We start from the raw sequence: 21,434 nt of genomic DNA, 5'->3' as shown, positions 1-21,434 counted from the left end.
GAAGCCGGAGAGTGAGCCATGAGAAGCCGTCGGATTTTCGCAGTGGTGGCCGGGGCGGCGATGACCGTCACGGCCGCCGTCGCCTTCGTCCCCAGCAGCATGGCGGCCGTGCCCTCGGCCAACGCCGTCGCGCTGGTCGCCTGCACCGCGCCGGCCTGGGCCGAGGGCACCACCTACCAGGCAGGCACCCAGGTCACCTACGGTGGCCGGCTCTACCAGGCTCTGGTCACCCACACCGCGTACCCCGGCGCCGGCTGGAACCCCGCCGCGACCCCGTCGCTGTGGCGTGACCTGGGCGCGTGCTCGGGAAGCACGCCGCCGCCCACCACGCCACCACCGACGACCGCGCCACCCACCACGCCGCCTCCGACCACACCTCCCCCCACCACGCCGCCGCCAACTGGCGGGACCTGCGCGGTAAAGTCGCGGCCCACCGGCAAGGTGTTGCAGGGCTACTGGGAGAACTGGGACGGCGCCTCGAACGGTGTCCACCCCGGACTCGGCTGGATCCCGATCACCGACAGCCGGCTCAACCAGCACGGCTACAACGTGATCAACGCGGCGTTCCCGGTGATCCGCTCAGACGGCACGGTCCTCTGGGAGAACGGCATGGACGCCGGCGTGAAGGTGGCCACCCCGGCCGAGATGTGCCAGGCCAAAGCCGCCGGCGCCACGATCCTGATGTCGATCGGCGGGGCCGCCGCGGGCATCGACCTGAGCTCCACCGCGGTCGCCGACCGGTTCATCGCGACGATCGTGCCGATCCTGACGGCCTACCACTTCGACGGCATCGACATCGACATCGAGACCGGCCTGACCGGTAGCGGCAACATCAATACCCTGTCGACGTCGCAGGCCAACCTGATCCGGATCATCGACGGGGTGCTGGCCCGGATGCCCTCGAACTTCGGCCTGACCATGGCACCGGAGACGGCCTACGTCACCGGCGGCAGTGTGGTCTACGGCTCGATCTGGGGCTCGTACCTGCCGATCATCAAGAAGTACGTGGACAACGGCCGGCTCTGGTGGCTGAACATGCAGTACTACAACGGCAGCATGTACGGCTGCGCCGGCGACTCGTACCCCGCCGGCACCGTGCAGGGCTTCACGGTGCAGACGCAGTGCCTGAACAACGGCCTCACCATCCAGGGCACCACCATCCGCGTGCCGTACGACAAGCAGGTTCCGGGCCTGCCCGCGCAGTCCGGTGCCGGTGGCGGCTACATGTCGACGTCGCTGGTCACCCAGGCGTACAACAGTGTCCCCGGCATCAAGGGCCTGATGACCTGGTCGGCGAACTGGGACGGGTCGAAGGGCTGGACCTTCGGCGACAACGTGAAGCGCCTGCAGGGCCGCTGACCCGCAACACTGTCTCCTGATCACCGGCCCGGACCGTTCACGGGCCGGTGATCCCTTTCGGCGGGCCCGGTTATCGGTGAGTCAGTTCCGACCGGACGAGTTCCAGCAGCCGTCCAATCCAGTTGGTGCCGCTCGAACTCCAATATTTCGAAGCCCAGTCGTTGTAGAGCAGCCGGGCGTCACCCGTGCCCAGCAGCGTTTCCGCCATCGCCGGATGGCGCTCGAACTTGTCCCGCAGCAGCGAGGCCATCACGCTCAGCCGCGCCGCCGGCCAGCCTGCCCGCCGGGGTGCCTCCTCGCCGACAGCCCGGGCGTCGAGGCCACGGACGGCCGTGGCGATCCGATCGCGCCATTCGGCGTCATCAGTGGACAGCGCCCAGTAGGCGTGCATGACGCTCGCGTACTCCCGGCCGCCGTGTATCACCGCCGCCGGATAGTCGATCTGCAGGACCTCGAGGCCCGCGGGGTCCGGCCAGCCATGCGGATAGACGTGCCCGCCGATGGTCAGCGGGACGGTTGTCTCCGGTCCGTCCGCCACCTGCTGTGTCCGGGCTTTGGCGATACCAGCCTCGCTCCTGCGGAAATAGTCGAGCGCCTGCTTCCGGGCCTCGGGGGTCACCGTGAGCATGTGGCCTGAGCGCCTGGCCTGGATCGTCTCACCCACTTCAGCGAGCAGGATCCGGACCGGGACGTCGTTCTGGTCCATGTCACCGAGCATGTAGATACGGCGGTGTTCGGGCACCGCGTGATACAGCGCGCGAACGATTTCCAGGTTTGCCCCGGTCGGCTCCGCGGCGTACACCAGCAGTGCGTTCCAGCAGCGCCGGGAGGAATCCGGCCGGTTGTTGAGAAGGTCCACCTCGTCGGCGAGTTCGCCGATCACCAGCTCCGGAGTCAGCCACGACTCCAGTGCCGGCACGGATCCTCTCGCCGTGCCGCTGATGATCAGCGAAGAGCCCTCGGGTGGCGTCAGGGTCAGCGTTCCATCGTCGAACACAGCGCGAAGGCCGTCGAGATCAGTTGAACCGTATCGCCAGAGGACGACGCCGTCCGCGAAAACGCCGAGCGTGCTGAGTGCGTAGTGATCACCTTTGTTGACGAAGATGAGGCGTTGCCGCCCTTCGATGACATCGCCGCCGACTACGCGCGACGTCGAAGTGCTGTCCGGCATGCCGGCGAGCCTAACGGGACGCGGCGCCGGGTCCCGGCCGACCGCCAGCAACATGACCGTGATGGCGCCGGGCCTACCACCCGCCGGTGTCGCTGAACGAGTGTGCTGGTCACGGGACGGTTCGCTGGGAGCGATACCAGTCGGGGTAAAATTCAACCTTCCCGATCGCTAGACTCGCCGCAATCCGGCACCGCCCGCAGACCTCAGACTGCGCCCGTCCCGATCGAATGGAGACGCCTGTGACCCGCGACAAGGCGGCACCCCCCGGCATCGACCCCAGCATTCCCAGCGTGGCCCGGGTCTATGACTTCTTCCTCGGCGGCAAGGACAACTTCGAGGTCGACCGACAGGTCGCCGAGCACGCCCTGCGGATCACACCGGATGGGCCGGCAGCCGGTCAGGCGAACCGGGCCTTTCTGCGTCGCGTGATTCGCTTCCTGGTCACCGAGGCGGGCATCGACCAGTTCCTCGACATCGGATCGGGGCTGCCCACCCAGGGCAACGTGCACGAGGTCGCCACCGAGCAGAACCCGAAGGCTCAGGTGGTGTATGTGGACAATGATCCGATCGTCCTGACACACGGACGGGCCCTGCTCGCCGCGGAGGGCACCGCGACGGTGATCCAGGCGGACGTCCGGGCACCACAGGAAATCCTCAACCATCCGGACGTACGTCGGTTCCTCGATTTTGACCGACCGATCGGGTTGTTGCTCTTCGCGATCCTGCACCACCTCGGTGACGACGAGGATCCGCGAGCGGTGGCGGCGGCGTTGATCGACGCGCTGCCCTCCGGCAGCTATGTGGCGATCTCGCACTTCCGCGACCCGGGTGAGCGGGACCCCGAAGGCTCCCGCAAGGCCCGCGAGGTCGAGCGGGTCTTCAACGAGTCGTTGGGCACCGGCCGCTGGCGTACGGACGAGGAGATCCTCTCGTTCGCCGATGGGCTGACGCTGCTGGAGCCGGGGCTGGTGCCGCTGGCCGAGTGGCGCCCAGAGCCGGGTACGCCCGCGCCGATGCAGACCGACACCTATCACACCTTCGTCGGGCTCCTCGCCCGCAAACCGTAGGCGTCGTTTCCGGTGCGGTCCGTCGGCGCGAACGCGTCCCGCCGACGGACCGCACCGCGTTGGTTCTTGACCCGGGCGAGTTGATGCCCCGCCAGTCTCCCGGACTCGGTGCTGCCCGCCACCTCCACGGTTTCCCGCGCACCACCAACGACGGTCTCGCGCCCAGCGCGGGAGCGGGTCATCCCTCGGCAGCGGGTTGGCTGTGCACCACCAGCTCGTCGATCTCCAACCGGCCGACGCGCAGCTCCCGCACGACCGCCCGGCGAATGGCTAGCCGCCCGATGACCAGCACCCCGACAGCCACGGCCCCGGCGGCCAGCGCCCCTACGGCGAGGGCACCGAACGACGCCACCCCCGCAGCTCGCGCGCCGGTAGCCACCGCGCCCGTCGCCAGCGCACCGTCGGCGCGCGTCCCGCTCAAACGCACGCTCACCCACCTCGGCACCACGCACCACGCCGCGGGCGACCTGCTCGCGACGGTGGACGCGTGGCGCCGAGCACTGCAGCGATTCGGTCCGGAGAACCGCTCCGAGGTTGCCCACCTACGTGATCTCCTTCGGCTCGCCGACTCGTGAGCCCCCTGCGACTGGGCCGGTCGAGGCGTTGCTGTGTCTGGTTTCAGCCCGTGTCGCGCTGACGCCGTACACGATCGGGCGTGAGGATGTGGGCATGAGTTCATCGCAGCCCGTCGTCGATCCCGGGCCCGAGCCGTACACGACGGGCGGGCCGGTGAATACTGCGGGCGCGCAGGCCAGGACCCCGTCGCCACAGTCCCCGGAGCCTGCCCCGGATCACCGCTACCTGCTCGACAATGCCCGGCGCGAGGCGGGCGAGCGGTTCAGCTGGCTGGCCGAGCTGTTCGACGGTGTCACGCGTGGGCACCTCGACCGGCTCGGAGTGCGGGCGGGCTGGCGCTGCTGGGAAGTTGGTGCCGGAGGTCCCAGCATTCCCGAGGCCCTGGCCACGGCCGTCGGACCAACCGGTTACGTGCTGGCCACGGACATCAATCCGGCCTGGTTGGACCCGCAGGGCGGGTACGAGGTTCTTCGGCACGACGTCGTCGGGGACCCGCCGCCGCAGTCCGGCACGTTTGACCTGGTACACGCGCGGCTCGTGCTCGTTCACGTGCCCGACCGGGCCCGGGCGTTGGCGACGATGGTGGCGGCGCTGCGGCCCGGCGGCTGGTTGTTGGTCGAGGATGCCGACACCGAGTTGCAGCCGTTGGCCTGTCTCGATGAGGTCGGTCCGGCGCAGCGGCGTGCCAACCGGCTGCGGCGTGCCGTCCGGGAGTTGATGACGCGCCGCGGCGCCGACCTGCGCTACGGCCGTACGCTGCCGCAGGCGTTGCGCGCGGCGGGCCTGGTCGATGTGGCGGCGGCCGGCTGCTTCCCGGTCGGTGGGGTGGCCTGCGACCGGCTGGAGATCGCGACGGTACGCATGGTCCGCGCCGAGTTGCTCGCCGCCGGGCTGGCCGACGACGCCGAGATCGACGCGCACCTGGCCGCCGTCGATGCCGGCGAGCTCGACCTCACCCTCGCGCCGCTGATCTCGGCATGGGGACGCCGCCCAGGCTAAGCGGTCTGCCTGGACTGGTCGTACAAGGCGCTGAAGGTCTCGGCCGCGTTCCACTCGTCTGGGCGCTCGCCTTGCCAAACCGCGAGGTCGTACGTCATGAGCAGCGAGTATGCCCGGCCGGAAAAAGGCAATCGAGTCACCCGTCGCCGAGCTGTCTAGTCCGGCTGCAGCAGAGGATCGTCGCGTCGTCGGGGGCGACGTCGCCGCGAACCTCAGCCTCCCTGACCCAGCGGATGATCTCGCCGGGTCCGACCGTCCCCGCCAGGTGCAGCAGTCCCGCCCAACTGGTCAGTCTGAGGGTGTCCACCAGCCGGCTCACGCCGTTGCTCAGCAGCGCAGCAACGGTCATCTCGTCCGTTGGGCAGCTGCCGGTGATCGCCTCGTCCACCACCCGCGGGTCGTCCTTGGCCACCCAAAAACCGCCCGGGCTGTTCCGTTGTGCACGCAACTCCAGCAGGAGTCGCCGGTACTCGTCAGTGCCCTCCGGCACGCCCTTCAGCCGGGCCTCCACGGAGCGGGCGATCATCACCTCGCGCGGATCGTGGGCGACGAAGGGATCGGCCCCGGTCCGGCCGATGACCGCCACGGCGTCTCCGAGGACCAGGTGCTCGACGAGACCATCCGAGAATCGGAGCATCGCCACGGCCGCGTAAGGGCTGATGGAATTCGTGACATCGCAGGTGTCGCGATGCTCGTCGGTGATCCGCTCAATGCTCTCGGCCAGCACCTCACGTAGGGTCCGGTCATCAGACAGCGCGCCCAGGAGAGCACCTCCGAAACGGGTGGCGTACCAGGTCACGCCGTGATGGCAGACCTTCTCGGCGCCGGCGATGCCACCCGCGCCGTCAACCAGAACCATGCCGGACGGCACGGCACCGGCGAAGTCCTCATTCTTTCGCCCCGGGTGCCCCGCATCGGTGGCCATCATCACCCGCACCACCCGATCATCACACAGTCAATACACCGCGTCGGTCGACACCGACGGGCAAGAAAGCCTTTCACCGACGCACTGTCGTCGCCATCACCAGCATCCGCGCCTCTCGGCTCGATTCAGCTAGCACCGGTGGGATCCACTTGTGCGAGCCGCCGCCGTAGGGGAAAGCACCGTTCGAGCCCGGGCCAGGTTCCGGGGAGCCGGCTCATCGTGAGCGGGCTCCCCGAAACGGCTCAACCGGGGCCCGAACCGTTCAGCTACAAGCGCGGATTGCGGTGAATTGGCCTGCCGGACCGGAGCTGTCGGGACGGTCGCTGGGTGGACCGCTTACAGATCCATCGCATAGACCCGGACCTGGCGGCCGGTGTCCGGCTGCACGGTCTCGCGGTCCAGCGCCATGCCCAGCTTGACCATCACTCGCGCCGACGCCTCGTTGCCGACAACGTGGATGCTGACCAGCCGCCGCAGTCCGAGCTCGGCACGAGCGTGGGCGACCACGGCCTGGGCCGCCTCGGTGGCGAAGCCCCGGCCCCAGTACGCGCGGCCGAGCCGCCAGCCGATTTCCACGACCGGCATGATCTCGGGCAGGAAGGTTGGCACCGCCAGCCCGGTGAAACCGGCCAGCTCGCCGGTTTCCTTGATCTCCACCGCGTACAGGCCGAAGCCGTGCTCCTCCCAGTGCCGCTGATAGTTGGCCAGGCGCTCCGCGGTCGCTGCCCGGTCCAGGGTGCGGCCGTCATGGATGTACCGCATGACCTCGGGCTGTGCGTTCACCGCGGCGAAGCCGTCCAGATCGTTGCTTTGCCAGCGGCGCAACAGCAGCCGCGGAGTTTCCAGGGACGTGGCATCAAGGGAACTGGTCATGTCAGGCACGTCCCTTCGTAGCATTCCGGCGCTCACGAAGCGATGGACTATCCAGCCCGGCGCGCGGGGTCGTCGCCGGCGTTGCTGGCGGGGCATGGGCGGTCACCCGATGCGGATGTGGTCTCCACTCTGGGCGACGGCTATGGTTCGGGCATGCACGATCGACGCAGCCTTCGGCGCGTCGGCGGGCGAGCGCCGCTGCCGACGATGCTGCTGCTTGCCGTGCTCGTACTGGTGCTCTCCGCCACCCGGTCGATCGGGCTGTGCATCGTGTTCCGTTCCGCACGGCGGGCGATCCCCGGTTGTGTGCCCGCTTGGTCGGCGGATCGTGCTCCCCCGCGCCATGCGCGGGGCCTTGCCTGATCCACTCGCCCCGCTCGCGCCAGTCCCATGGCGCCGCCCGGCTGGCCGCCATGACCGGCCGGCCGCGCTGTCACCGCGCCCCGCCGCACTTCGCCTGGCCACACTCGCCGGCCTGCGCCGCTGTCGAGCCGCCGCGCACATTCGCCGCCCTGCCCGCTGGAGTTCCCATGATTGTCGAACTGACCCCGCTGCCCGGTATCGGGGTACGCCGCATGTTCACCACCGCCGACGGCCGCCGCGTGGGCGTGGTCACGCACCATTCGGGCGGCCGGCGAGATCTCGTCTACGAGTCCCCCGACGACCCCGACGCCACCTACTCGCTGACCCTGACCCGCTCCGAGGCCGTGACCCTCGCCGGGCTGCTGGGAATCCTTGACGTCCTGGACGTCGTCACCGTGGCGGAGTCATCTCCTGCGTGACGGCCTGTGGCTGCCGTGCCCACCGAGGCACGGCAGCCACACCGGGAATCAGCCGTTGTGCTTCGCCTGGCAGGACACGCAGAACTGCGCGTGCGGCAGGATTTCGAGCCGCTCGGCCGGGATGTTCTGGTGACACTTCGTGCAGGCACCGTAGGTACCGTCGCTGATGCGGCTCAGCGCACCGGTGATCTGCTCGATGTTGCGGCGGGCGGCCACCTGCAGTGCGGCCCGGTTGTGGGCCTCGCTCGGGTCGCCGGTGTCCGCGTTGAGCTCGGTCAATTCCCGTAGCCGAGCCGTCTGCGTGGCGAAGTCTTCCGCCAGGGACGCTCGCAGATCAGCCAGCCAACCCTGGTCGACGGTTCGATGATCGACGCTCATGGTCTACCTCTGCCTTTCGAAGGGAAAAAAGAAAAGGGCCGAAGCTTGATAGCTTCGCCCTGGCGGTCGTTCCGTGATGCAACGATTCCGCGGGGGGCCTCGGCCGGTTCGCGCCGGGCTCGACAGCCGGGAGGTGGGCGCGATGTGCAGCACGCGGACAACCGGCACCCGCATCCCGACCATCCGGCACGCCGCCGTCGCCACGTAGGCAGCCCCGATTGCCGCCACACCGGTGACGGCACGAGAGCGGAACGTCACCGGGGACATGTCTCCACCATAGGCGGCGACCGCAGCAATGCCAACGCGTGCGCCGAGGCCTCACTCCTACCATCATCCGCCGCCCGCGCCGGTCTTCGCGCCCAGCGCGGCGGCACGACCGTCGCGGCCCTCGGTCGGGTCACTCCTCCGGCGCGATCAGCCGGTCGTCGGTGGCATCGCGGACCGTGATCGCTTCCACCGGGCACGAGTCGGCGGCGTCGAGGACGACGTCGGCCGGGGCGACGACGTCGGCCAGCGGCTCGGACAGGCCGCCCACCAGGCGGAAGTGCTCAGGCGCGGTACCGGCACAGATGCTCGTGCCGATGCAGCGGCCCGAGTCCACCCCGATCCGCCACGCGGTACTCACCAGGCCACCGGCATGCCGAGCAGGCCCCGCACCAACATGCCCCGCTTCCACTCCAGCTCGGCTTCCGGCACGGCAAGCCGCAATCCGGGCAGGCGAGTCACGAGGGTGGCGACGGCGACCTGCAACTCCATGCGGGCCAATTGCGCGCCGACGCAATGGTGTACGCCGTGCCCGAAGCCCAGGTGCGGGTTCTGCTCGCGGTCGAAGTCCAGCCGGTCCGGGTCGGCGAAGACGGTACCGTCCCGATTCGCCGACGACAGCGAGCCGAGAACCGGCTCACCGGCCCGGACCAGCACACCGCCGACCTCGACGTCCTCCTTGGCGTACCTGGCGAAGGAGGAGCCGACGCCGAGCGGCACGTACCGCAACAGTTCCTCGACCGCGGCCGGCACCAGCGACGGATCGGCCCGCAGCCGAGCGAGCTGGTCCGGATTGTGCAGCAGGACGTAGACGAAGTTGGGGATCTGGGTCACCGTGGTCTCGTGGCCGGCCGCGAGCAGCCCTCCGGCCAGCTCCACCAGCTCGGTCTCGCTGAGCCGATCCTCATTCTCGTCGCGGGCCCGCACCAACGCGCCGAGCAGGTCGTCGATCCCGGGGTCGCGGCGCCGCTCGGCGACCAGACCACCGATGTACCCCCAGAGATTGTTCAGGTACTCCTGGATCGTTTCCAGGGGCAGCGAGGTGGTCGAGACGATCGCCTCGGACCAGACGTGGAAGCGGTCGCGGTCGGCGTACGGGACCCCGAGCAGCTCGCAGATCACCTGAATCGGCAGCGGCGTGGCGACGTGCTCCACCAGGTCGGCCGGAGGACCGAGCCGGACCATGTCGTCGACCAACCTGTCGGCGATCTCCTGGGTTCGGGGTCGCAGCGCCTCCACCCGACGTGCCGTGAACGCCTTCGCCACCAACCGGCGCAGCCGAGTGTGATCGGGCGGGTCCATGGTCAGCATGCCGCTGTACTGCTGGCGCGGGGTGAGCCTGGGCTCGTCGCGCTGGACGGACAGGGCGCGGCCGAACCGCACGTCGCCGAGGACCGTACGGACGTCCTCGTACCGGGTGGCGAGCCACGCCTCCTCGCCGTAGGGGAGCTTTACCCGGGTCATCGGCTCGTTCTCGCGCAGCTCGCCATAGGTCGGATCGACGACGAGGCGGTCGGGCACACTGAACGGGTACGGCCGCGCGGGCGGAACGGTGCGGCTCTCGGTGGTCTGCGCGCTCTCCGTCATCCGGATTCCCTTCGTCGAGGCGGCGTGATCCTCAGGCCGGCACCACGTTCGTAGCGGCGCCGGATTGCCAGCGTCCAGGGCTTGCGACCACCACCGCATTGACGCTCAGTCATCTATCGATATCGGATCGTAGCGGGATGGGTCGATGATCGCCATGGAGGCTGGTCCGCGTCCGGCGACGGTTGTGGTGCTGCTGCGAAGGAACCGCAGCGGCTCCTCGCCCGCGATCCACAGTGCTGGACGGCCTCGCTCTGGTGTGGTGCCCGGCCCAGTCCGGCGCGTACCCGCACTGACGCCCGGCATTCCGATCGCTGTTGGCGGCGGCTATCAGGGGAAGAGCTTCCAGTGCCCCTCGGAGACAACCTCGACGGCGCCGTCGACCACCTTGATGGCGGTGTCATCGTCGATGGCATAGGTCGGGACCGGGATTCGGGACGCCCACTTCTGAATGGTGGACAGCTCGGTGCCCTCCATGTCCGGGTGATTGAGGTGTGGGTACAGCGTGAAATCCACCAGCCCCAGCGCCAGGTCAGCGCCCTCCGCCATGTCGCTGCCGTCGGGGACGAATTCGAGGTCGAACTCGGCATCGCAGTTGTACGGGGTGACCGCGATACTCCCGGCACTCACCCCCACGTAAACCGTATCGCTCAGCGACGGTAGGAGGTCGGCCAGACCCGACTGGCGCAGCCAGTAGGTCAGGTAGAGCACATCGCCGCCCCAGACGAGGAGGGCATCGGCCTGCCGGACGGCCGGGACCCAGTTCTCTTCTCGGATGGTCGGCAGTGCGGTGAGCTCCAATATCCCCAGGGATTTCCAACCGAGCTGGGACAGCGGGATGGTGGCCTGGCCGTGAATCGCCTTCCACGCCTTCTCACCTCCGCCGGGGAAGGGGTAGACACCGGTCGGAATGAACAGGGCTGTGGACTCGGCGATCGGCTTGCCCAGCAGGTCGACCAGCGCATTGCGAATGCTCGGGTTCTGGACGCCCCCGGACGTCAGAAGAAGCCTCACCCGTGCCTCCTGTACGTAGCGGTCATGACGCACTCCTCGAGAGTCGGAGGTCGGGTGCATGGGACGACAGAATGGACACCATAGCGAAACTCATCGCCGTCGCGACCCCTCAAGCCCTCGCACGCGCATCGGCATGAGCGGAGGGCATTCTTGTGAAGCATCTGTGTCAGTGCGTGCCAGGGCGCGTGGCGGCCGTGGCATCCGCAGCGACGGTGAGTGGATCCGTGAGCGGTCGATCAAGCAGGCGCACGAGGTCGGGGCTGGTGTTGTCGAGGAACCCGTGGCGGACACCGGTGGCGATTGAGGCCAGCATCGGCGGCTGGAATGGCAGCAGGCTGGGGTCGCCGAGAAGCCGGGTGCGGTACTCACCCAGGCCGATTGTGTGGTGCGCGGCGCCGAGACGGTCGGCGATGCCGCCAGCGGTAATCGGGTCCCCGACCAGGTCGTACATCTTGCCGACGTGCGCGGTGGGCTCGCTTGCGACGACGGCTGCGGCAGCTGCCAGGTCGGCCCGCGCTACCGCGGAGAGTGCACCGGTCCCGAATGCTGATTCCAGCCCGTCAGGAGTCCACGCGAGCAAGGCACCGAACAGTTCGGCGTACAGCCCGTTTCGCAGGATGGTCCACGCGAGCCCGCCAGCCTTGATCATTTGCTCGGTGGCCCTGTGGGCGAGCGCGAACCCGAGGTGGTCCCCGGCGCTGGTCAGGCTGGTGTAAACCACGTGGGCCACGCCGTCGCGGCCTGCAGCGTCGAGAAGAGTCCGGTGACGCGGGATGACCTGGTCGTCCTCGGCATACCCGGCCGAGACGAGGACCAGGGTCGAAACGCCTGTGAGATCGAGGGTTGCGGGGTCGTCGAAGTCAAGGTGGCGCTGTGCGCCGGTGGGAGTGCGACTTCCTGCCAAGGCGGGTACGTCTCGCTCGCCGAGCTCTGCGAGTGTGAGCGAAGCGAGCTGTCCGTTGGCGCCGGTCACCATGATCATTGCGATTCGGTCCCCTACCGTGGTTCTCTTCAGTAACTACAGTGAGAGCCTGGACCCGCGCCCGGTGGCTCACAAGGAGGCAGTCTCGTGTCACTGGCGCACACCGAAGTAACCGCGGGAGCCGCCTACCTCGAACCATGCGGACAGCCGGATCACGCAGACTGCGGCATCCGAGACGTTCTTGACCGGGTGGGCGACAAGTGGTCGGTTCTCGTGATCGTCGAACTCGCCAATGGGCCGCGACGCTTCCGCCAACTCCAGCGCGCCATCGACGGGATCTCCCAGCGCATGCTGACCCTCACGGTGCGCCGCCTGGAACGAGACGGCCTCGTCCTTCGGACCGTGTACGCGACCGTGCCCGCCCAGGTCGACTACCGCCTCACCGAAACCGGCACAAGCCTCACTCACCTCGTCAAAGCACTCGCCGACTGGTCACTGGCACACCGCGCAGCCATCTCTGAAGCCCGTCAGGCCTACGACAGCGACCACCCCGACAACGAGATCCGGTGACGCGCAGCGCGTCCTGAACCCCGACAGTTGGTCGACCTGAGCATCTCGCTCGTTATCCGACAGTGGATGGCAGTTGAGGCCGTGACCGGGATCGAACCGGCGTACGCGGTTTTGCAGACCGCTCCCTCACCACTCGGGCACACGACCAGGCAGAAGCGCCCGCGGAGGGAATCGAACCCCCGACACCCAGCTCCGGAAGCTGGTGCTCTGTCCCCTGAGCTACGCAGGCATGCGTGGGAGTGGAGAGATTCGAACTCCCTGAGCGCGAACGCACCGGGGTTACAGCCCGGCCCACCTCACCATCGGTGGCGCACTCCCTTGGGGTGACTGGCGGGTACTGACCCCCGCGACCTCCCGGGCCACAACCGGGCGCTCTACCACTGAGCTACAGCCACAACTGCGGCCCGAAGGCCAGTGCCCGTACCTGGACTCGAACCAGGGCGACCCGCTGTGTGGGAGCGGTGCTCTGCCGCTGAGCTACACGGGCTTGGCTCCCCTGCCTGGACTCGAACCAAGATCAGCCGGTTAACAGCCGGCCGCTCTACCTTTGAGCTACAGGGGAAAGGGCCAGGTCCCAAGGCGGCCGGACTCGAACCGGCGATCTTCGGTGACACCGCACTCGCCGTTCGGCGCGCTCTGTGCCTGGGAACTGGACGTTGGTAGAGCCGACGGGATTTGAACCCGCACGATCCGCCTTGAAAGGGCGGCGACCTGCCATTAGTCGACGGCTCCATGCGTGCCCCGAGAGGGTGTCGAACCCCCGGCCTCCGTCGCGTCAGGACGGCGCTCTCCCGCTGAGCTACCAGGGCGGGAGCGGGACCGGGATTCGAACCCGGGAACCTCTGGGTTATGAGCCCAGCGCGCTTCCATGACTGCGCCATCCCGCAAGTGGGCCGCCGGGGACTCGAACCCCGAACCCTCGGATCAAAAGTCCGCAGCTCTACGCCATTGAGCTAGCGGCCCGCGTTGTCCCCCGGGCAGGATTCGAACCTGCGACGACCCGGTTTAGGAAACCAGCGCTCTATCCGCTGAGCTACCGGGGGAATTGGTACGCCGCCAGGGACTCGAACCCTGCACTTACTGATTAAGAGTCAGCAGCTCTACCCCATGAGCTAGCGGCGCTTGGGGCTCGGTGAGGCGAGCCCATCCCTGAGTCCGCGCAGTCCGACGCCGGTGGTCGTTTGCGCAAACCACATCACATTTCTTGATTTCCGCCGCGATGCGCACCCACGGCGCGTTGTCCTTGAGGAGGCGGCTGACGTCGGCAATCTTGTCCCGCTGATGGTCGAAGTCGAGAACGACGACGTCGGTCTCCCCGCAGTCGACGCAGGGGTGCGTCGAGAGGTATTCGATCAATCGACGGGTGTTTCCTGCTCTGTGGCGTACCCGCCGCTCTGCGCGGCTTGGGTTGTGCCGGTCCTTGGTCAGGTTGTAATACGTCGCGTTGTACTGCTTCTTACAGCTCTTGCAGTACGTCGTCCGGCCGTCCGGTCGCTGACGGTTCAACGCGAAATCCGTAAGCGGCTTCATCTGCTGGCACTTCGAGCATCGCTTCTCCACGCCCTCGATCATCCACTAAGAGTCCGACAATAAGAGTCGCGCGGCGCTTGGCGGTGAGGGTCGGGATCGAACCGACACGGGCTTTCACCCCAACTGTTTTCGAGACAGCGGCCGTCGCCTGCCCTCGGCTGGCCTCACCATGAGTCGGGTACGGGCGATTCGAACGCCCATCCTCCGGCTCCCGAAGCCGGCGCTCCACCAAGTTGAGCTAGTACCCGTTCAGTCGGGACGGCCGGATTCGAACCGACGACACCTTGGCCCCCAGCCAAGTGCGCTACCAAACTGCGCCACGTCCCGTAAGAGCCCCCGACTGGATTCGAACCAGCGACCTCGACGTTCGTAGCGTCGCGCTCTGCCCAACTGAGCTACGGAGGCAAGACCTTCTGTTGCGTGCCGACGCCCGGATTTGAACCGGGGACCCCGGAGTTATCAGCTCCGTGCTCTACCCAGGCTGAGCTACGACGGCTTGGCGAAGGGTGAGAGATTCGAACTTCCGGCGGGTTTCCCCGCTCCGCGCTAGCAACGCGGCGCCATCGACCAGACTCGGCCAACCCTTCACGGTGATCGGTGCCCCGCCGGGCACCGACCGGTCTAACCCTTCACGCACACGACCTGCTTCAGGTGGGCGACCACCTCGACCAGGTCGGACTGCTGCTCCATCACAGCGGTGATGTCCTTGTACGCGCCCGGGATCTCGTCGACCACCCCGGCGTCCTTGCGGCACTCCACCCCGGCAGTCTGCGACGCCAGGTCATCGACCGTGAACGTCCGCTTCGCCTCGCCCCGGGACATCCGCCGGCCGGCGCCGTGGGACGCCGAGCAGTACGCGTCCGTGTTCCCCTTGCCTCGCACGATGTACGACCCGGTGCCCATCGACCCGGGGATGATGCCCAGGTCGCTGCGGCCGGCGCGGATCGCGCCCTTGCGGGTCACCAGCACCTCCACCCCGTCGTAGGTTTCCTCGGAGACGTAGTTGTGGTGCGCGGAGATGGGCTCCCCGTAGGTGACGTGCGGGAACTGGGCGCGGACCACGCCGCAGAGCAGGGCCAGCATGACCGCCCTGTTCCGGCGGGCGTACTCCTGCGCCCACCACAGGTCCCGCCGGTACGCGTCCATCTCCGGCGTGCCGGCGAGGAACACGGCCAGGTCCCGGTCCGGCAGTTCCGCGTTGTGCGACAGGGTGCGGGCGACCGCCATGTGCCGTTCGGCCAGCTCCTTGCCGATGTTGCGGGACCCGGAGTGCAGCATCAACCACACCTGCCCGGCGTCCGGGCCGCCCTGCTCGATGAACACCTCAATGAAGTGGTTACCGCCGCCGAGGGTGCCCATCTGGTTGTGGGCCCGACCTTCCAGCCTGCTCACCCCGTCGTGCAGGGTGTTGAAGCGGTTCCAGAAGTCGTCCCAGCCGGCCTGTTCCAGGCCGCGCACCCGGCGGGGGTTGACCACCGTGTCGCGCTGGTTGAACCCGACCGGGATGGTCGCTTCGATCGCGTTGCGGAGTCCGGCCAGGTCGTCCGGGAGGTCGGCGGCGGTGAGCGAGGTCCGGACCGCCGACATGCCGCAGCCGATGTCGACGCCGACAGCGGCCGGCGAGACGGCCTGCCGCATCGCGATCACCGAGCCGACGGTCGCGCCCTTGCCGTAGTGGACGTCCGGCATGACCGCGACACCCTGAACCCAGGGCAGCGCGCCGATGTTGCGGAGCTGCTGGGCGGCCAGCTGCTCGATGGTGTCCGGGTCGGTCCACACCCTGACGGGTGCCCGGGTTCCCGGGAGCATCGTGAAACTCATGATCGTCGCCTCCGTTGGTCGGCTGTTCCGCGATCGAGTTGGTTGCGCCAACGACGGGACTCGAACCCGCGGTCTCCACCGTGACAGGGTGGCGAGCACTCCTAGCTGCTCTGCGTCGGCATCGGGACCGGCCGGCGGCCGGCGGTTACTCATTTCTTACGGGCCAGTGGACGCGGAACTCGTCGTACTCAGGGCCAGGATTGCAACTGGTCTGACCGGCAACGCGAGCGTGCGGCACGAACCACATCCCGTCGATCGATGCGATCAGGAAGAAGTAGTCGACCTCGTCGCCGCTGTACGGGAGCTGTGCCCGTTCCAGCGCGGAGACGTAGGCGAAGACGGTGAGCGAGAATCGCGGCCGAGGCTCTAGGCCGCGGTCGCTGAGTTGCCGTGTCTGGGTGGTCTTCACCTGGACTTTCTTCATGCTCCCGTCGGGAAAGCCCGCAACGATGTCGTAGGGCGCCTGACCTGGCACCATCGCGACGGTGCAGCCGGCGAGCTGGAGCCACGCGGCGGCCAAGTTCTCGCCTGCGAACCTGACGCGGTCGAGCTGCGGCTGCATGTCTGCGGGCAGCGAACGCAGCGACGCCTGGGCCCGCCGGTCAAGGTGCCCGTATTCGAGGCTGAGGCGCATGGCCCGCCGTTTCGCCGATGTCGCGGGGCAGCCCAGTCGGAGAGCGACTTCATTCCACGACTGGGCTGCGGCTACAGCGTCCCGCAGCTCGTCGTCCGTCCACTTTCGAGCACCGGTGAAATGGGAGACGTCGAGGTTCAACCGCGCAGCTCGGAGCCGGGCCGCGTTGGTCCCGGTCATCTTGCTGCCAGTCTCCCGAAGCACCTGCCGCCATGAGCGGCAGCGGGCAACCACGGCGGCGAATTGCACGTCATCGACTATGTAGCTCGCTGGCATGTAGAGCATCCCACTGGCTGTAAGTGCTCTAGTCACGCTGCGCTACAACGTGGACCGACAGGGAGTCGAACCCCGCGGGGAGGGATTGCGAATCTCTCCTGCGCACCAGCGCTCAGCCCTTGCGTGCGCTCGGGGAGAGTCGAACTCCCACGCCTTTCGGCACACGGACCTGAGCCGTGCGTGTCTACCAAGTTCCACCACGAGCGCGTGATGTTGCGTGCCGACGAGGGGACTCGAACCCCGGACCTCTCCGTTATGAGCGGAGTGCTCTGACCACCTGAGCTACGTCGGCGAGAGAGCCAGCGACGGGAGTCGAACCCGCATCCTCGCCCTTACGAGGGGCGCGCTCTGCCATGGTGAGCTTCGCTGGCGTGGTCCCGGTGGGTCTCTCGCGTGCCGGGGCGGCGCCGCCGTTTTCACCGACGGATCACCGTCAGGGGCGCTATCCCTGCCTTACGGGCGTCCCGGCCCGCGAGACACCCACCGGGTGTGTGGAGCCGGCGACCGGGATCGAACCGGCCCGCTCGCGCTTACAAGGCGCGTGCTCTGCCAACTGAGCTACGCCGGCCTGGTGCCCTCGGAGGGATTCGAACCCACACTGCGCGGCACCTCATGCCGCTGCCTCCTGCCGTTGGGCTACGAGGGCTTGGCGCGGGGAGCCGGGCGCTACTCCGGCGAACTCCCGACGGGCCGTAACCCGCCGGGTGCCCTGCTTCCGGGCCATCCCCTTGCGCTCCGAGAGGAGGATTCGAACCTCCGATCTTCCGAACCAGAATCGGACGTGCTGCCAGCTGCACCATCTCGGAATGAGGGCCGGCGGCCGGTAGCTGGTCGCGAGAACCAACCCTTCGCCCCGTCGGTCAGCACGGGGACCGGCTCGCCGGCCGAAAGTCAGCGCTGCGCGAGCGACGACCAGGCAGGCGCGACCGGCTGCCGCCGTAGCGGCATCCCAGCCGCGGCCGGGGTCCGATCACCCTTGCGCTGGTTGCAGGCGTAGCAGGCGCTGATCGTGTTGCGCCAGGTGTTCGCCCCACCCCGGGAGCGGGGCAGGATGTGGTCGACCGTCACGGCCGGACCCTCGCAGTAGCCGCACCGCCATTCGTCGCGGGCCAGGACGCCGCCCTTGGACCAGGCGGGGCCCTTCGTGTACCGCCACCGGGTGACGACGTACCGGACGAGCCGGACCACCTTCGGCATGGGGAACACGCCGATGAGTTGGTCGGGTTCGGCTTCGTGGATCTCGGCGACCCGCCGGCAGAGCATCCGGATCGCGTGGGCGACCGTGACCCGGTGGAGCGGGCCGAGGTCGGCGTTGATGACGAGAACGGCGTCCACTGGCACTTCAACGATAGGTGTCAACTCGGTGATGTCGCATTGTCTCTATGTAAGAGACATCGAGCGGCTACCGGGACTTGAACCCGGGACCTCGACGTTGGCAACGTCGCGCTCTACCAACTGAGCTACAACCGCGTGGAGCCCCCGGCCGGAGTCGAACCATCCACCAAGAGGAAGTCGAATTCCGGATTCGCAGATCCGAGACGACTTTCTCCGCTGGTCAAGTGCGAGCTCCGGGAGCAGGAATCGAACCTGCGTTCGTACCGGGATCCAAAGTCCCGTCGCCCTTGCCAGCAGAGCATCCCGGAACGGTTGAGCGGTCGGCGGGCACCGACCCCGCTTCTTCGGTTTGGAAGACCGACGTGTCCGCCAAGTTCACCACGACCGCATGGCATCCTGCGTGCGTAGGCCGTACGGGGCTCGAACCCGTAACCTCCTGGCTGAGAACCAGGTGAGCTGCCAGCTTGCTCCAACGGCCCATGAAGCGTGGAGAAGAAGGGATTCGAACCCTCGACCTCCGGTCTGCCGAACCGGCGCTCTCCCAACTGAGCTACAACCCCATCGTCCGGGACCGGGGTGTCGAACCCCGTGTCTCTCGCTCCCAAAGCGAGCGGGTCAGCCGTCTCCCTCGTCCCGGAGGTAGTGCCCCCGGCCGGCCCATACGGGCGCCGGCCGGGGCCTTACCAATGCCATCCACTGTGGAGTTGAGAACCTACAACGCCGCCGGCCGAAGCCGGGACGAAAAGCAGGGGCGGCAGGACTCGAACCTGCATCCGTCGGTTTTGGAGACCGGTGCTCCACCAGTTGAGCTACGCCCCTATGAAGTTGTTCCAGTAACGAGAAAGCCGCCCTATCCCTGTCAGGGTGGGCGACTTCGCAGCTTGCGCTGGCGCTATTCGCGCCGCCACCCCGGCTTCCAGTTCCGCTCACTCGCGCACAGATCGTGGGCTCGTCCAATCGAGGGCAGCACGACACCGCCGCGCGGCATGAGCCGCGTGGTTTCGGTGTAGGCGTACTGCAACACGGGGAACTCCTCAGGTTGGTCGGGACGACCTTGCTCATTCAAGGTAGGCGCTGCGCCGATCGGATGGCAATGGATATTCCGAGCTACCTCCACGTAGCTCGCAGCCAGCTGTAGCGGGTGACTGGAGGTGGACAGCCGCTAGAGCACCTCGGCGGTAGGCGTCGGGCTGGAACAGGATCCATTGTCCGCTGTGATGGATGTGGCTGAGGTCCTCGTCTCGGACCGCGGTGCGGCTGTGTGCCTATCCTGTTATGCGGTAACCGATGCCGTCCGCGCGGATCCGGTTGAGGTCGGCAGCGGTGATGCCCCGGCCGGTGAACCGTGCGACCGCGACCAGTCCCTTCTCACTGCGATCACCGAGCTCGGCGAAGTCGATCCCGGCGAGAGCTGCGGCAACCTCCGGCGGGTACTCGTCGCGCCCCCATGGCTCGAAGGCAGCGAGCAGTTGACCTGCCTCGGCGAAGGAGAGCCGGGTGACGGCGTTGACGTTCCAGAACATGCTGGCGGCCCGGCCACCGGCCGACGCGTTACGCAGCACTGCGGCGTCCGTGCCGCGGAAGCCGTTGTCCTCCACGACCAGGACCGCGTCACCGCCGTCCAGCACGGTGATCCAGGGGTCGATGGCACGACGCAGTGACAGGTCGCGCTGAATGTCATCGACCGATTCCGGCTGGTCCGGGTCGGCTCCGAACGCACGTAACGCCTGCTCGACCGTAGCGCCAGTGACGACGGTGACAGTCGCCGCCTGGGAGAGCGGGCTACGGCGAATCCATCGGTACGCGTGCTCGGGGGGCCGGGCCGGCTCGGGGTCGCCGCGCAGCCGGTGCCCAAGTTGGTCGGTGAGCTTGTAGGCGATTTCCGGTGCGGCGGGTGCGCCCCAGACGACGAGCTTGTAGCTCTCGAGCTCGGCGTCGAGGTCGTCGCGCCCGCGGGCGTGTACCCGGGTCCGGTATTCGCCGGGCCACGGCGGGGTCTGCCGGCGTAGGCCGCGGCTGCCCGTGCCGTCCGGCGCCATCACTGATGCGCGCCCCTCGGCGGCACGCCAGCTCACTTCGACGATCTCCTCCCAGCCGGACTCCAGCTCGTCCGGGGCTTCCGCGAGCACGGCCAATTCAACGCGGACCATGCCCGCCGCGACACCGGTGCGCACGACGATGCCGCCGTCGGCCACGGCGACCATCCCGTTGCCTGCGAAGTCGGCCTGCTCGGGCAACTCATGCTCGGCAAGCCCGAACCGGTGCTCGGCCACGGTCACCGTGCCGGACATATGGCGCGGCAGCAGGTACTCCGCGCGGATCCTGGCGAGCAACGCCGCCGCATATGCCGGAGGCATGAGTGCGTCCCGCAGCAGTAGCACCGCGGCGCCGACTCCCAGGCCGACGGTAGCGGCGGCACGCTCCACGATCACTGGTGGCGCCGCCTGGTGGACCACGGCACCAGCAACCGCCACCGCCAAGCCGAGATGAGCTGCACCGTGCTCGGCCGCGATCGATGGCTCATCGGTCGCCGCCGGCGTGACCGCCAGCAGCGGCGCGATCACAGGGTGCGCCGCAAGCTCTCGCACCAACACAACCGTACGGTCGGCCAGTCCGGGACGCAGTCGGTGCAGCAAAGCCGTCGCGGACGTCGCCTCGCTATCGTGACCACCTGCGGCCATCCACACATACTGGGCATCCGGCGGCCGGAGCAGACCCGCCACCAGGTCCGGCGCACAACTCCAGTCATGGCGGCCGACAACCAACTCGAGCGCGCCGAGCAGGCGCTCCACCGGCAGCGGCCCCAGCGCTCGCAACGCCGTCAGGCACTCGGGCTCACCACCGGCCGAGTGGTCGAACCGGTGAGCACCCACCGAATGCGAATCCGCCTCCTCCGGCACGGCCAGGCGACCCAGCAGACGCGCGGGCATCGCAGGGATCAGTCCAATGAGCCCTTTTCATCCTGCGTAGCGGTTGGCTTCGACGCGGTGGAGAACGAGGATGGCCTGCACGATCGTGGTCGCTCGGCGTGGGCAGCAGCGCAGCTTGGTCAGGATCTTCCAGGTCTTGAGGGTGGCGATCGCTCGTTCGCCGCGGGCGCGGATCTTCGCGTGGGCGCGGTTCACGGCCTTCTGCCGGCGTGACAGCTTGGGCCGGAAGCGGCTCCGTTTGAACGGCGTGCGCACGCTCCCGCCGGCTCCCTGATAGCCCTTGTCCGCGAAGGTCATCACATCAGCTCTGGTCAGCGCCTCGATGATGTCGTGGGTTCGGGCTGCGGTCAGGTCGTGGACCGAGCCGGGCAGTGCCGGCGAAGCCCAGACGAGGCGGCCAGCCGCGTCGGCGATGACCTGCACG

General features: G+C 68.2%; 20 protein-coding genes and 31 tRNA genes. 6 read left to right on the top strand and 45 right to left on the bottom strand.

From position 1 onward, the window contains the following. Positions 1-18 precede the first annotated feature (18 nt). Positions 19-1,359, top strand: a complete 1,341-nt coding sequence (locus ACFYPH_RS13165) for a carbohydrate-binding protein (RefSeq protein ID WP_355068512.1) — start codon at positions 19-21, stop codon at positions 1,357-1,359. Between the two features lie 70 nt (positions 1,360-1,429). On the opposite strand, the gene ACFYPH_RS13160 is transcribed toward ACFYPH_RS13165, so the two are convergent. Beyond that, positions 1,430-2,530, bottom strand: a complete 1,101-nt coding sequence (locus tag ACFYPH_RS13160) for an NADAR family protein (RefSeq protein ID WP_387181529.1) — start codon at positions 2,528-2,530, stop codon at positions 1,430-1,432. A 239-nt stretch (positions 2,531-2,769) separates the two neighbouring features. On the opposite strand from ACFYPH_RS13160, the gene ACFYPH_RS13155 reads away from it, so the two are divergent. Continuing rightward, positions 2,770-3,597 carry an SAM-dependent methyltransferase gene (locus tag ACFYPH_RS13155; protein WP_354861117.1) on the top strand — a complete coding sequence of 276 codons (828 nt, stop codon included), beginning with the start codon at positions 2,770-2,772 and terminating at the stop codon, positions 3,595-3,597. 178 nt (positions 3,598-3,775) lie between these two features. On the opposite strand, the gene ACFYPH_RS13150 is transcribed toward ACFYPH_RS13155, so the two are convergent. Beyond that, positions 3,776-4,024, bottom strand: a complete 249-nt coding sequence (locus tag ACFYPH_RS13150; protein WP_354863286.1) for a hypothetical protein — start codon at positions 4,022-4,024, stop codon at positions 3,776-3,778. A 242-nt stretch (positions 4,025-4,266) separates the two neighbouring features. On the opposite strand from ACFYPH_RS13150, the gene ACFYPH_RS13145 reads away from it, so the two are divergent. Next, positions 4,267-5,172 carry a methyltransferase domain-containing protein gene (locus ACFYPH_RS13145; protein ID WP_387181526.1) on the top strand — a complete coding sequence of 302 codons (906 nt, stop codon included), beginning with the start codon at positions 4,267-4,269 and terminating at the stop codon, positions 5,170-5,172. 136 nt (positions 5,173-5,308) lie between these two features. On the opposite strand, the gene ACFYPH_RS13140 is transcribed toward ACFYPH_RS13145, so the two are convergent. Both ACFYPH_RS13140 and ACFYPH_RS13135 read right to left on the bottom strand, forming a co-directional pair. After that, positions 5,309-6,100, bottom strand: a complete 792-nt coding sequence (locus ACFYPH_RS13140; RefSeq protein WP_387182314.1) for a hypothetical protein — start codon at positions 6,098-6,100, stop codon at positions 5,309-5,311. Between the two features lie 333 nt (positions 6,101-6,433). Then, positions 6,434-6,970 carry a GNAT family N-acetyltransferase gene (locus tag ACFYPH_RS13135; protein WP_355068506.1) on the bottom strand — a complete coding sequence of 179 codons (537 nt, stop codon included), beginning with the start codon at positions 6,968-6,970 and terminating at the stop codon, positions 6,434-6,436. Positions 6,971-7,123: 153 nt separating this feature from the next. Here ACFYPH_RS13135 and ACFYPH_RS13130 point away from each other — a divergent pair, with 153 nt between their 5' ends. Both ACFYPH_RS13130 and ACFYPH_RS13125 read left to right on the top strand, forming a co-directional pair. Next, on the top strand, positions 7,124-7,333 hold the full coding sequence (locus tag ACFYPH_RS13130; RefSeq protein ID WP_354863284.1) for a hypothetical protein: 210 nt from the start codon (positions 7,124-7,126) through the stop codon (positions 7,331-7,333). A 167-nt stretch (positions 7,334-7,500) separates the two neighbouring features. Further along, on the top strand, positions 7,501-7,752 hold the full coding sequence (locus ACFYPH_RS13125) for a potassium transporter TrkA (protein WP_354863283.1): 252 nt from the start codon (positions 7,501-7,503) through the stop codon (positions 7,750-7,752). Between the two features lie 48 nt (positions 7,753-7,800). Here the strand turns inward: ACFYPH_RS13125 and ACFYPH_RS13120 are convergent, their stop codons facing one another. From ACFYPH_RS13120 to ACFYPH_RS13100, 5 genes are all read right to left on the bottom strand, one after another. Further along, on the bottom strand, positions 7,801-8,031 hold the full coding sequence (locus ACFYPH_RS13120) for a TraR/DksA family transcriptional regulator (RefSeq protein WP_387181523.1): 231 nt from the start codon (positions 8,029-8,031) through the stop codon (positions 7,801-7,803). A gap of 496 nt (positions 8,032-8,527) precedes the next feature. Continuing rightward, positions 8,528-8,755, bottom strand: a complete 228-nt coding sequence (locus ACFYPH_RS13115) for a ferredoxin (RefSeq protein ID WP_354862258.1) — start codon at positions 8,753-8,755, stop codon at positions 8,528-8,530. Continuing rightward, a complete protein-coding gene (locus ACFYPH_RS13110) occupies positions 8,752-9,981 on the bottom strand; it encodes a cytochrome P450 (protein ID WP_387181520.1) in 1,230 nt (409 codons plus the stop codon). The genes ACFYPH_RS13115 and ACFYPH_RS13110 overlap by 4 nt, the downstream gene beginning before the upstream one ends. Before the next feature lie 327 nt (positions 9,982-10,308). Next, the gene (locus ACFYPH_RS13105) at positions 10,309-10,992 is read right to left on the bottom strand and encodes a Type 1 glutamine amidotransferase-like domain-containing protein (RefSeq protein WP_387181517.1); all 684 of its coding nucleotides are present in this window, start codon (positions 10,990-10,992) and stop codon (positions 10,309-10,311) included. A gap of 166 nt (positions 10,993-11,158) precedes the next feature. After that, complete coding sequence (locus ACFYPH_RS13100) at positions 11,159-11,974, bottom strand: NAD(P)H-binding protein (protein WP_387181514.1); 816 nt, start codon at positions 11,972-11,974, stop codon at positions 11,159-11,161. A gap of 168 nt (positions 11,975-12,142) precedes the next feature. Between ACFYPH_RS13100 and ACFYPH_RS13095 the strand changes: the two genes are divergently transcribed. After that, positions 12,143-12,484, top strand: a complete 342-nt coding sequence (locus ACFYPH_RS13095) for a winged helix-turn-helix transcriptional regulator (RefSeq protein ID WP_387182311.1) — start codon at positions 12,143-12,145, stop codon at positions 12,482-12,484. A 76-nt stretch (positions 12,485-12,560) separates the two neighbouring features. On the opposite strand, the gene ACFYPH_RS13090 is transcribed toward ACFYPH_RS13095, so the two are convergent. The 36 genes from ACFYPH_RS13090 to ACFYPH_RS12915 form a co-directional block, all read right to left on the bottom strand. Then, positions 12,561-12,631: transfer RNA gene (locus tag ACFYPH_RS13090), tRNA-Cys, on the bottom strand. Between the two features lie 9 nt (positions 12,632-12,640). Next, positions 12,641-12,713, bottom strand: a tRNA-Arg gene (locus ACFYPH_RS13085). A 5-nt stretch (positions 12,714-12,718) separates the two neighbouring features. Next, positions 12,719-12,802 (bottom strand) — tRNA-Tyr (locus tag ACFYPH_RS13080). Between the two features lies 1 nt (position 12,803). Continuing rightward, positions 12,804-12,879: transfer RNA gene (locus ACFYPH_RS13075), tRNA-His, on the bottom strand. A 20-nt stretch (positions 12,880-12,899) separates the two neighbouring features. Then, positions 12,900-12,971: transfer RNA gene (locus tag ACFYPH_RS13070), tRNA-Val, on the bottom strand. 1 nt (position 12,972) lies between these two features. After that, positions 12,973-13,046, bottom strand: a tRNA-Asn gene (locus ACFYPH_RS13065). 95 nt (positions 13,047-13,141) lie between these two features. Beyond that, positions 13,142-13,216 (bottom strand) — tRNA-Glu (locus ACFYPH_RS13060). Positions 13,217-13,221: 5 nt separating this feature from the next. Beyond that, positions 13,222-13,293 (bottom strand) — tRNA-Val (locus ACFYPH_RS13055). Between the two features lie 2 nt (positions 13,294-13,295). After that, positions 13,296-13,371: transfer RNA gene (locus tag ACFYPH_RS13050), tRNA-Met, on the bottom strand. Between the two features lie 2 nt (positions 13,372-13,373). Further along, positions 13,374-13,447: transfer RNA gene (locus ACFYPH_RS13045), tRNA-Lys, on the bottom strand. A gap of 6 nt (positions 13,448-13,453) precedes the next feature. After that, positions 13,454-13,527: transfer RNA gene (locus tag ACFYPH_RS13040), tRNA-Arg, on the bottom strand. 3 nt (positions 13,528-13,530) lie between these two features. Beyond that, positions 13,531-13,606, bottom strand: a tRNA-Lys gene (locus tag ACFYPH_RS13035). A gap of 486 nt (positions 13,607-14,092) precedes the next feature. After that, positions 14,093-14,183, bottom strand: a tRNA-Ser gene (locus ACFYPH_RS13030). A gap of 5 nt (positions 14,184-14,188) precedes the next feature. Then, positions 14,189-14,262 (bottom strand) — tRNA-Pro (locus tag ACFYPH_RS13025). Between the two features lie 5 nt (positions 14,263-14,267). Further along, positions 14,268-14,341 (bottom strand) — tRNA-Pro (locus ACFYPH_RS13020). A 4-nt stretch (positions 14,342-14,345) separates the two neighbouring features. Next, a tRNA-Arg gene (locus ACFYPH_RS13015) sits at positions 14,346-14,419 on the bottom strand. Between the two features lie 16 nt (positions 14,420-14,435). Continuing rightward, a tRNA-Ile gene (locus tag ACFYPH_RS13010) sits at positions 14,436-14,510 on the bottom strand. Between the two features lies 1 nt (position 14,511). After that, positions 14,512-14,601: transfer RNA gene (locus ACFYPH_RS13005), tRNA-Ser, on the bottom strand. Between the two features lie 34 nt (positions 14,602-14,635). Beyond that, a complete protein-coding gene (locus ACFYPH_RS13000; RefSeq protein WP_363937695.1) occupies positions 14,636-15,835 on the bottom strand; it encodes an RtcB family protein in 1,200 nt (399 codons plus the stop codon). A 45-nt stretch (positions 15,836-15,880) separates the two neighbouring features. Next, positions 15,881-15,955, bottom strand: a tRNA-Asp gene (locus ACFYPH_RS12995). 25 nt (positions 15,956-15,980) lie between these two features. Continuing rightward, entirely contained in the window at positions 15,981-16,754 is a 774-nt protein-coding gene (locus tag ACFYPH_RS12990; protein WP_363937692.1) for a hypothetical protein, read from the bottom strand. A 115-nt stretch (positions 16,755-16,869) separates the two neighbouring features. Beyond that, positions 16,870-16,952, bottom strand: a tRNA-Leu gene (locus tag ACFYPH_RS12985). 11 nt (positions 16,953-16,963) lie between these two features. Beyond that, positions 16,964-17,037: transfer RNA gene (locus tag ACFYPH_RS12980), tRNA-Met, on the bottom strand. Between the two features lie 5 nt (positions 17,038-17,042). Further along, a tRNA-Thr gene (locus ACFYPH_RS12975) sits at positions 17,043-17,116 on the bottom strand. 121 nt (positions 17,117-17,237) lie between these two features. Continuing rightward, a tRNA-Thr gene (locus ACFYPH_RS12970) sits at positions 17,238-17,313 on the bottom strand. A gap of 1 nt (position 17,314) precedes the next feature. After that, positions 17,315-17,391: transfer RNA gene (locus tag ACFYPH_RS12965), tRNA-Leu, on the bottom strand. Between the two features lie 87 nt (positions 17,392-17,478). Next, a tRNA-Gln gene (locus ACFYPH_RS12960) sits at positions 17,479-17,551 on the bottom strand. A gap of 85 nt (positions 17,552-17,636) precedes the next feature. Beyond that, positions 17,637-18,080, bottom strand: a complete 444-nt coding sequence (locus tag ACFYPH_RS12955) for an HNH endonuclease (protein ID WP_387181510.1) — start codon at positions 18,078-18,080, stop codon at positions 17,637-17,639. A 62-nt stretch (positions 18,081-18,142) separates the two neighbouring features. Further along, positions 18,143-18,215: transfer RNA gene (locus ACFYPH_RS12950), tRNA-Gly, on the bottom strand. Between the two features lie 96 nt (positions 18,216-18,311). After that, a tRNA-Gln gene (locus ACFYPH_RS12945) sits at positions 18,312-18,388 on the bottom strand. Between the two features lie 7 nt (positions 18,389-18,395). Beyond that, positions 18,396-18,468: transfer RNA gene (locus ACFYPH_RS12940), tRNA-Gly, on the bottom strand. A 17-nt stretch (positions 18,469-18,485) separates the two neighbouring features. After that, positions 18,486-18,559, bottom strand: a tRNA-Glu gene (locus ACFYPH_RS12935). Positions 18,560-18,567: 8 nt separating this feature from the next. Further along, positions 18,568-18,640: transfer RNA gene (locus ACFYPH_RS12930), tRNA-Ala, on the bottom strand. Positions 18,641-18,826: 186 nt separating this feature from the next. After that, positions 18,827-18,899 (bottom strand) — tRNA-Trp (locus ACFYPH_RS12925). A 446-nt stretch (positions 18,900-19,345) separates the two neighbouring features. Further along, a complete protein-coding gene (locus ACFYPH_RS12920; RefSeq protein WP_387181507.1) occupies positions 19,346-21,010 on the bottom strand; it encodes a DUF6461 domain-containing protein in 1,665 nt (554 codons plus the stop codon). Positions 21,011-21,037: 27 nt separating this feature from the next. Beyond that, on the bottom strand, positions 21,038-21,434 hold a 397-nt coding region (locus tag ACFYPH_RS12915), incomplete at its 5' end, for a transposase family protein (RefSeq protein ID WP_387181504.1).

It is taken from the genome of Micromonospora sp. NPDC005252, from assembly GCF_042872475.1.
Classification (GTDB): Bacteria; Actinomycetota; Actinomycetes; order Mycobacteriales; family Micromonosporaceae; genus Micromonospora.
This window is presented reverse-complemented; position numbering and strand designations above follow the sequence as displayed.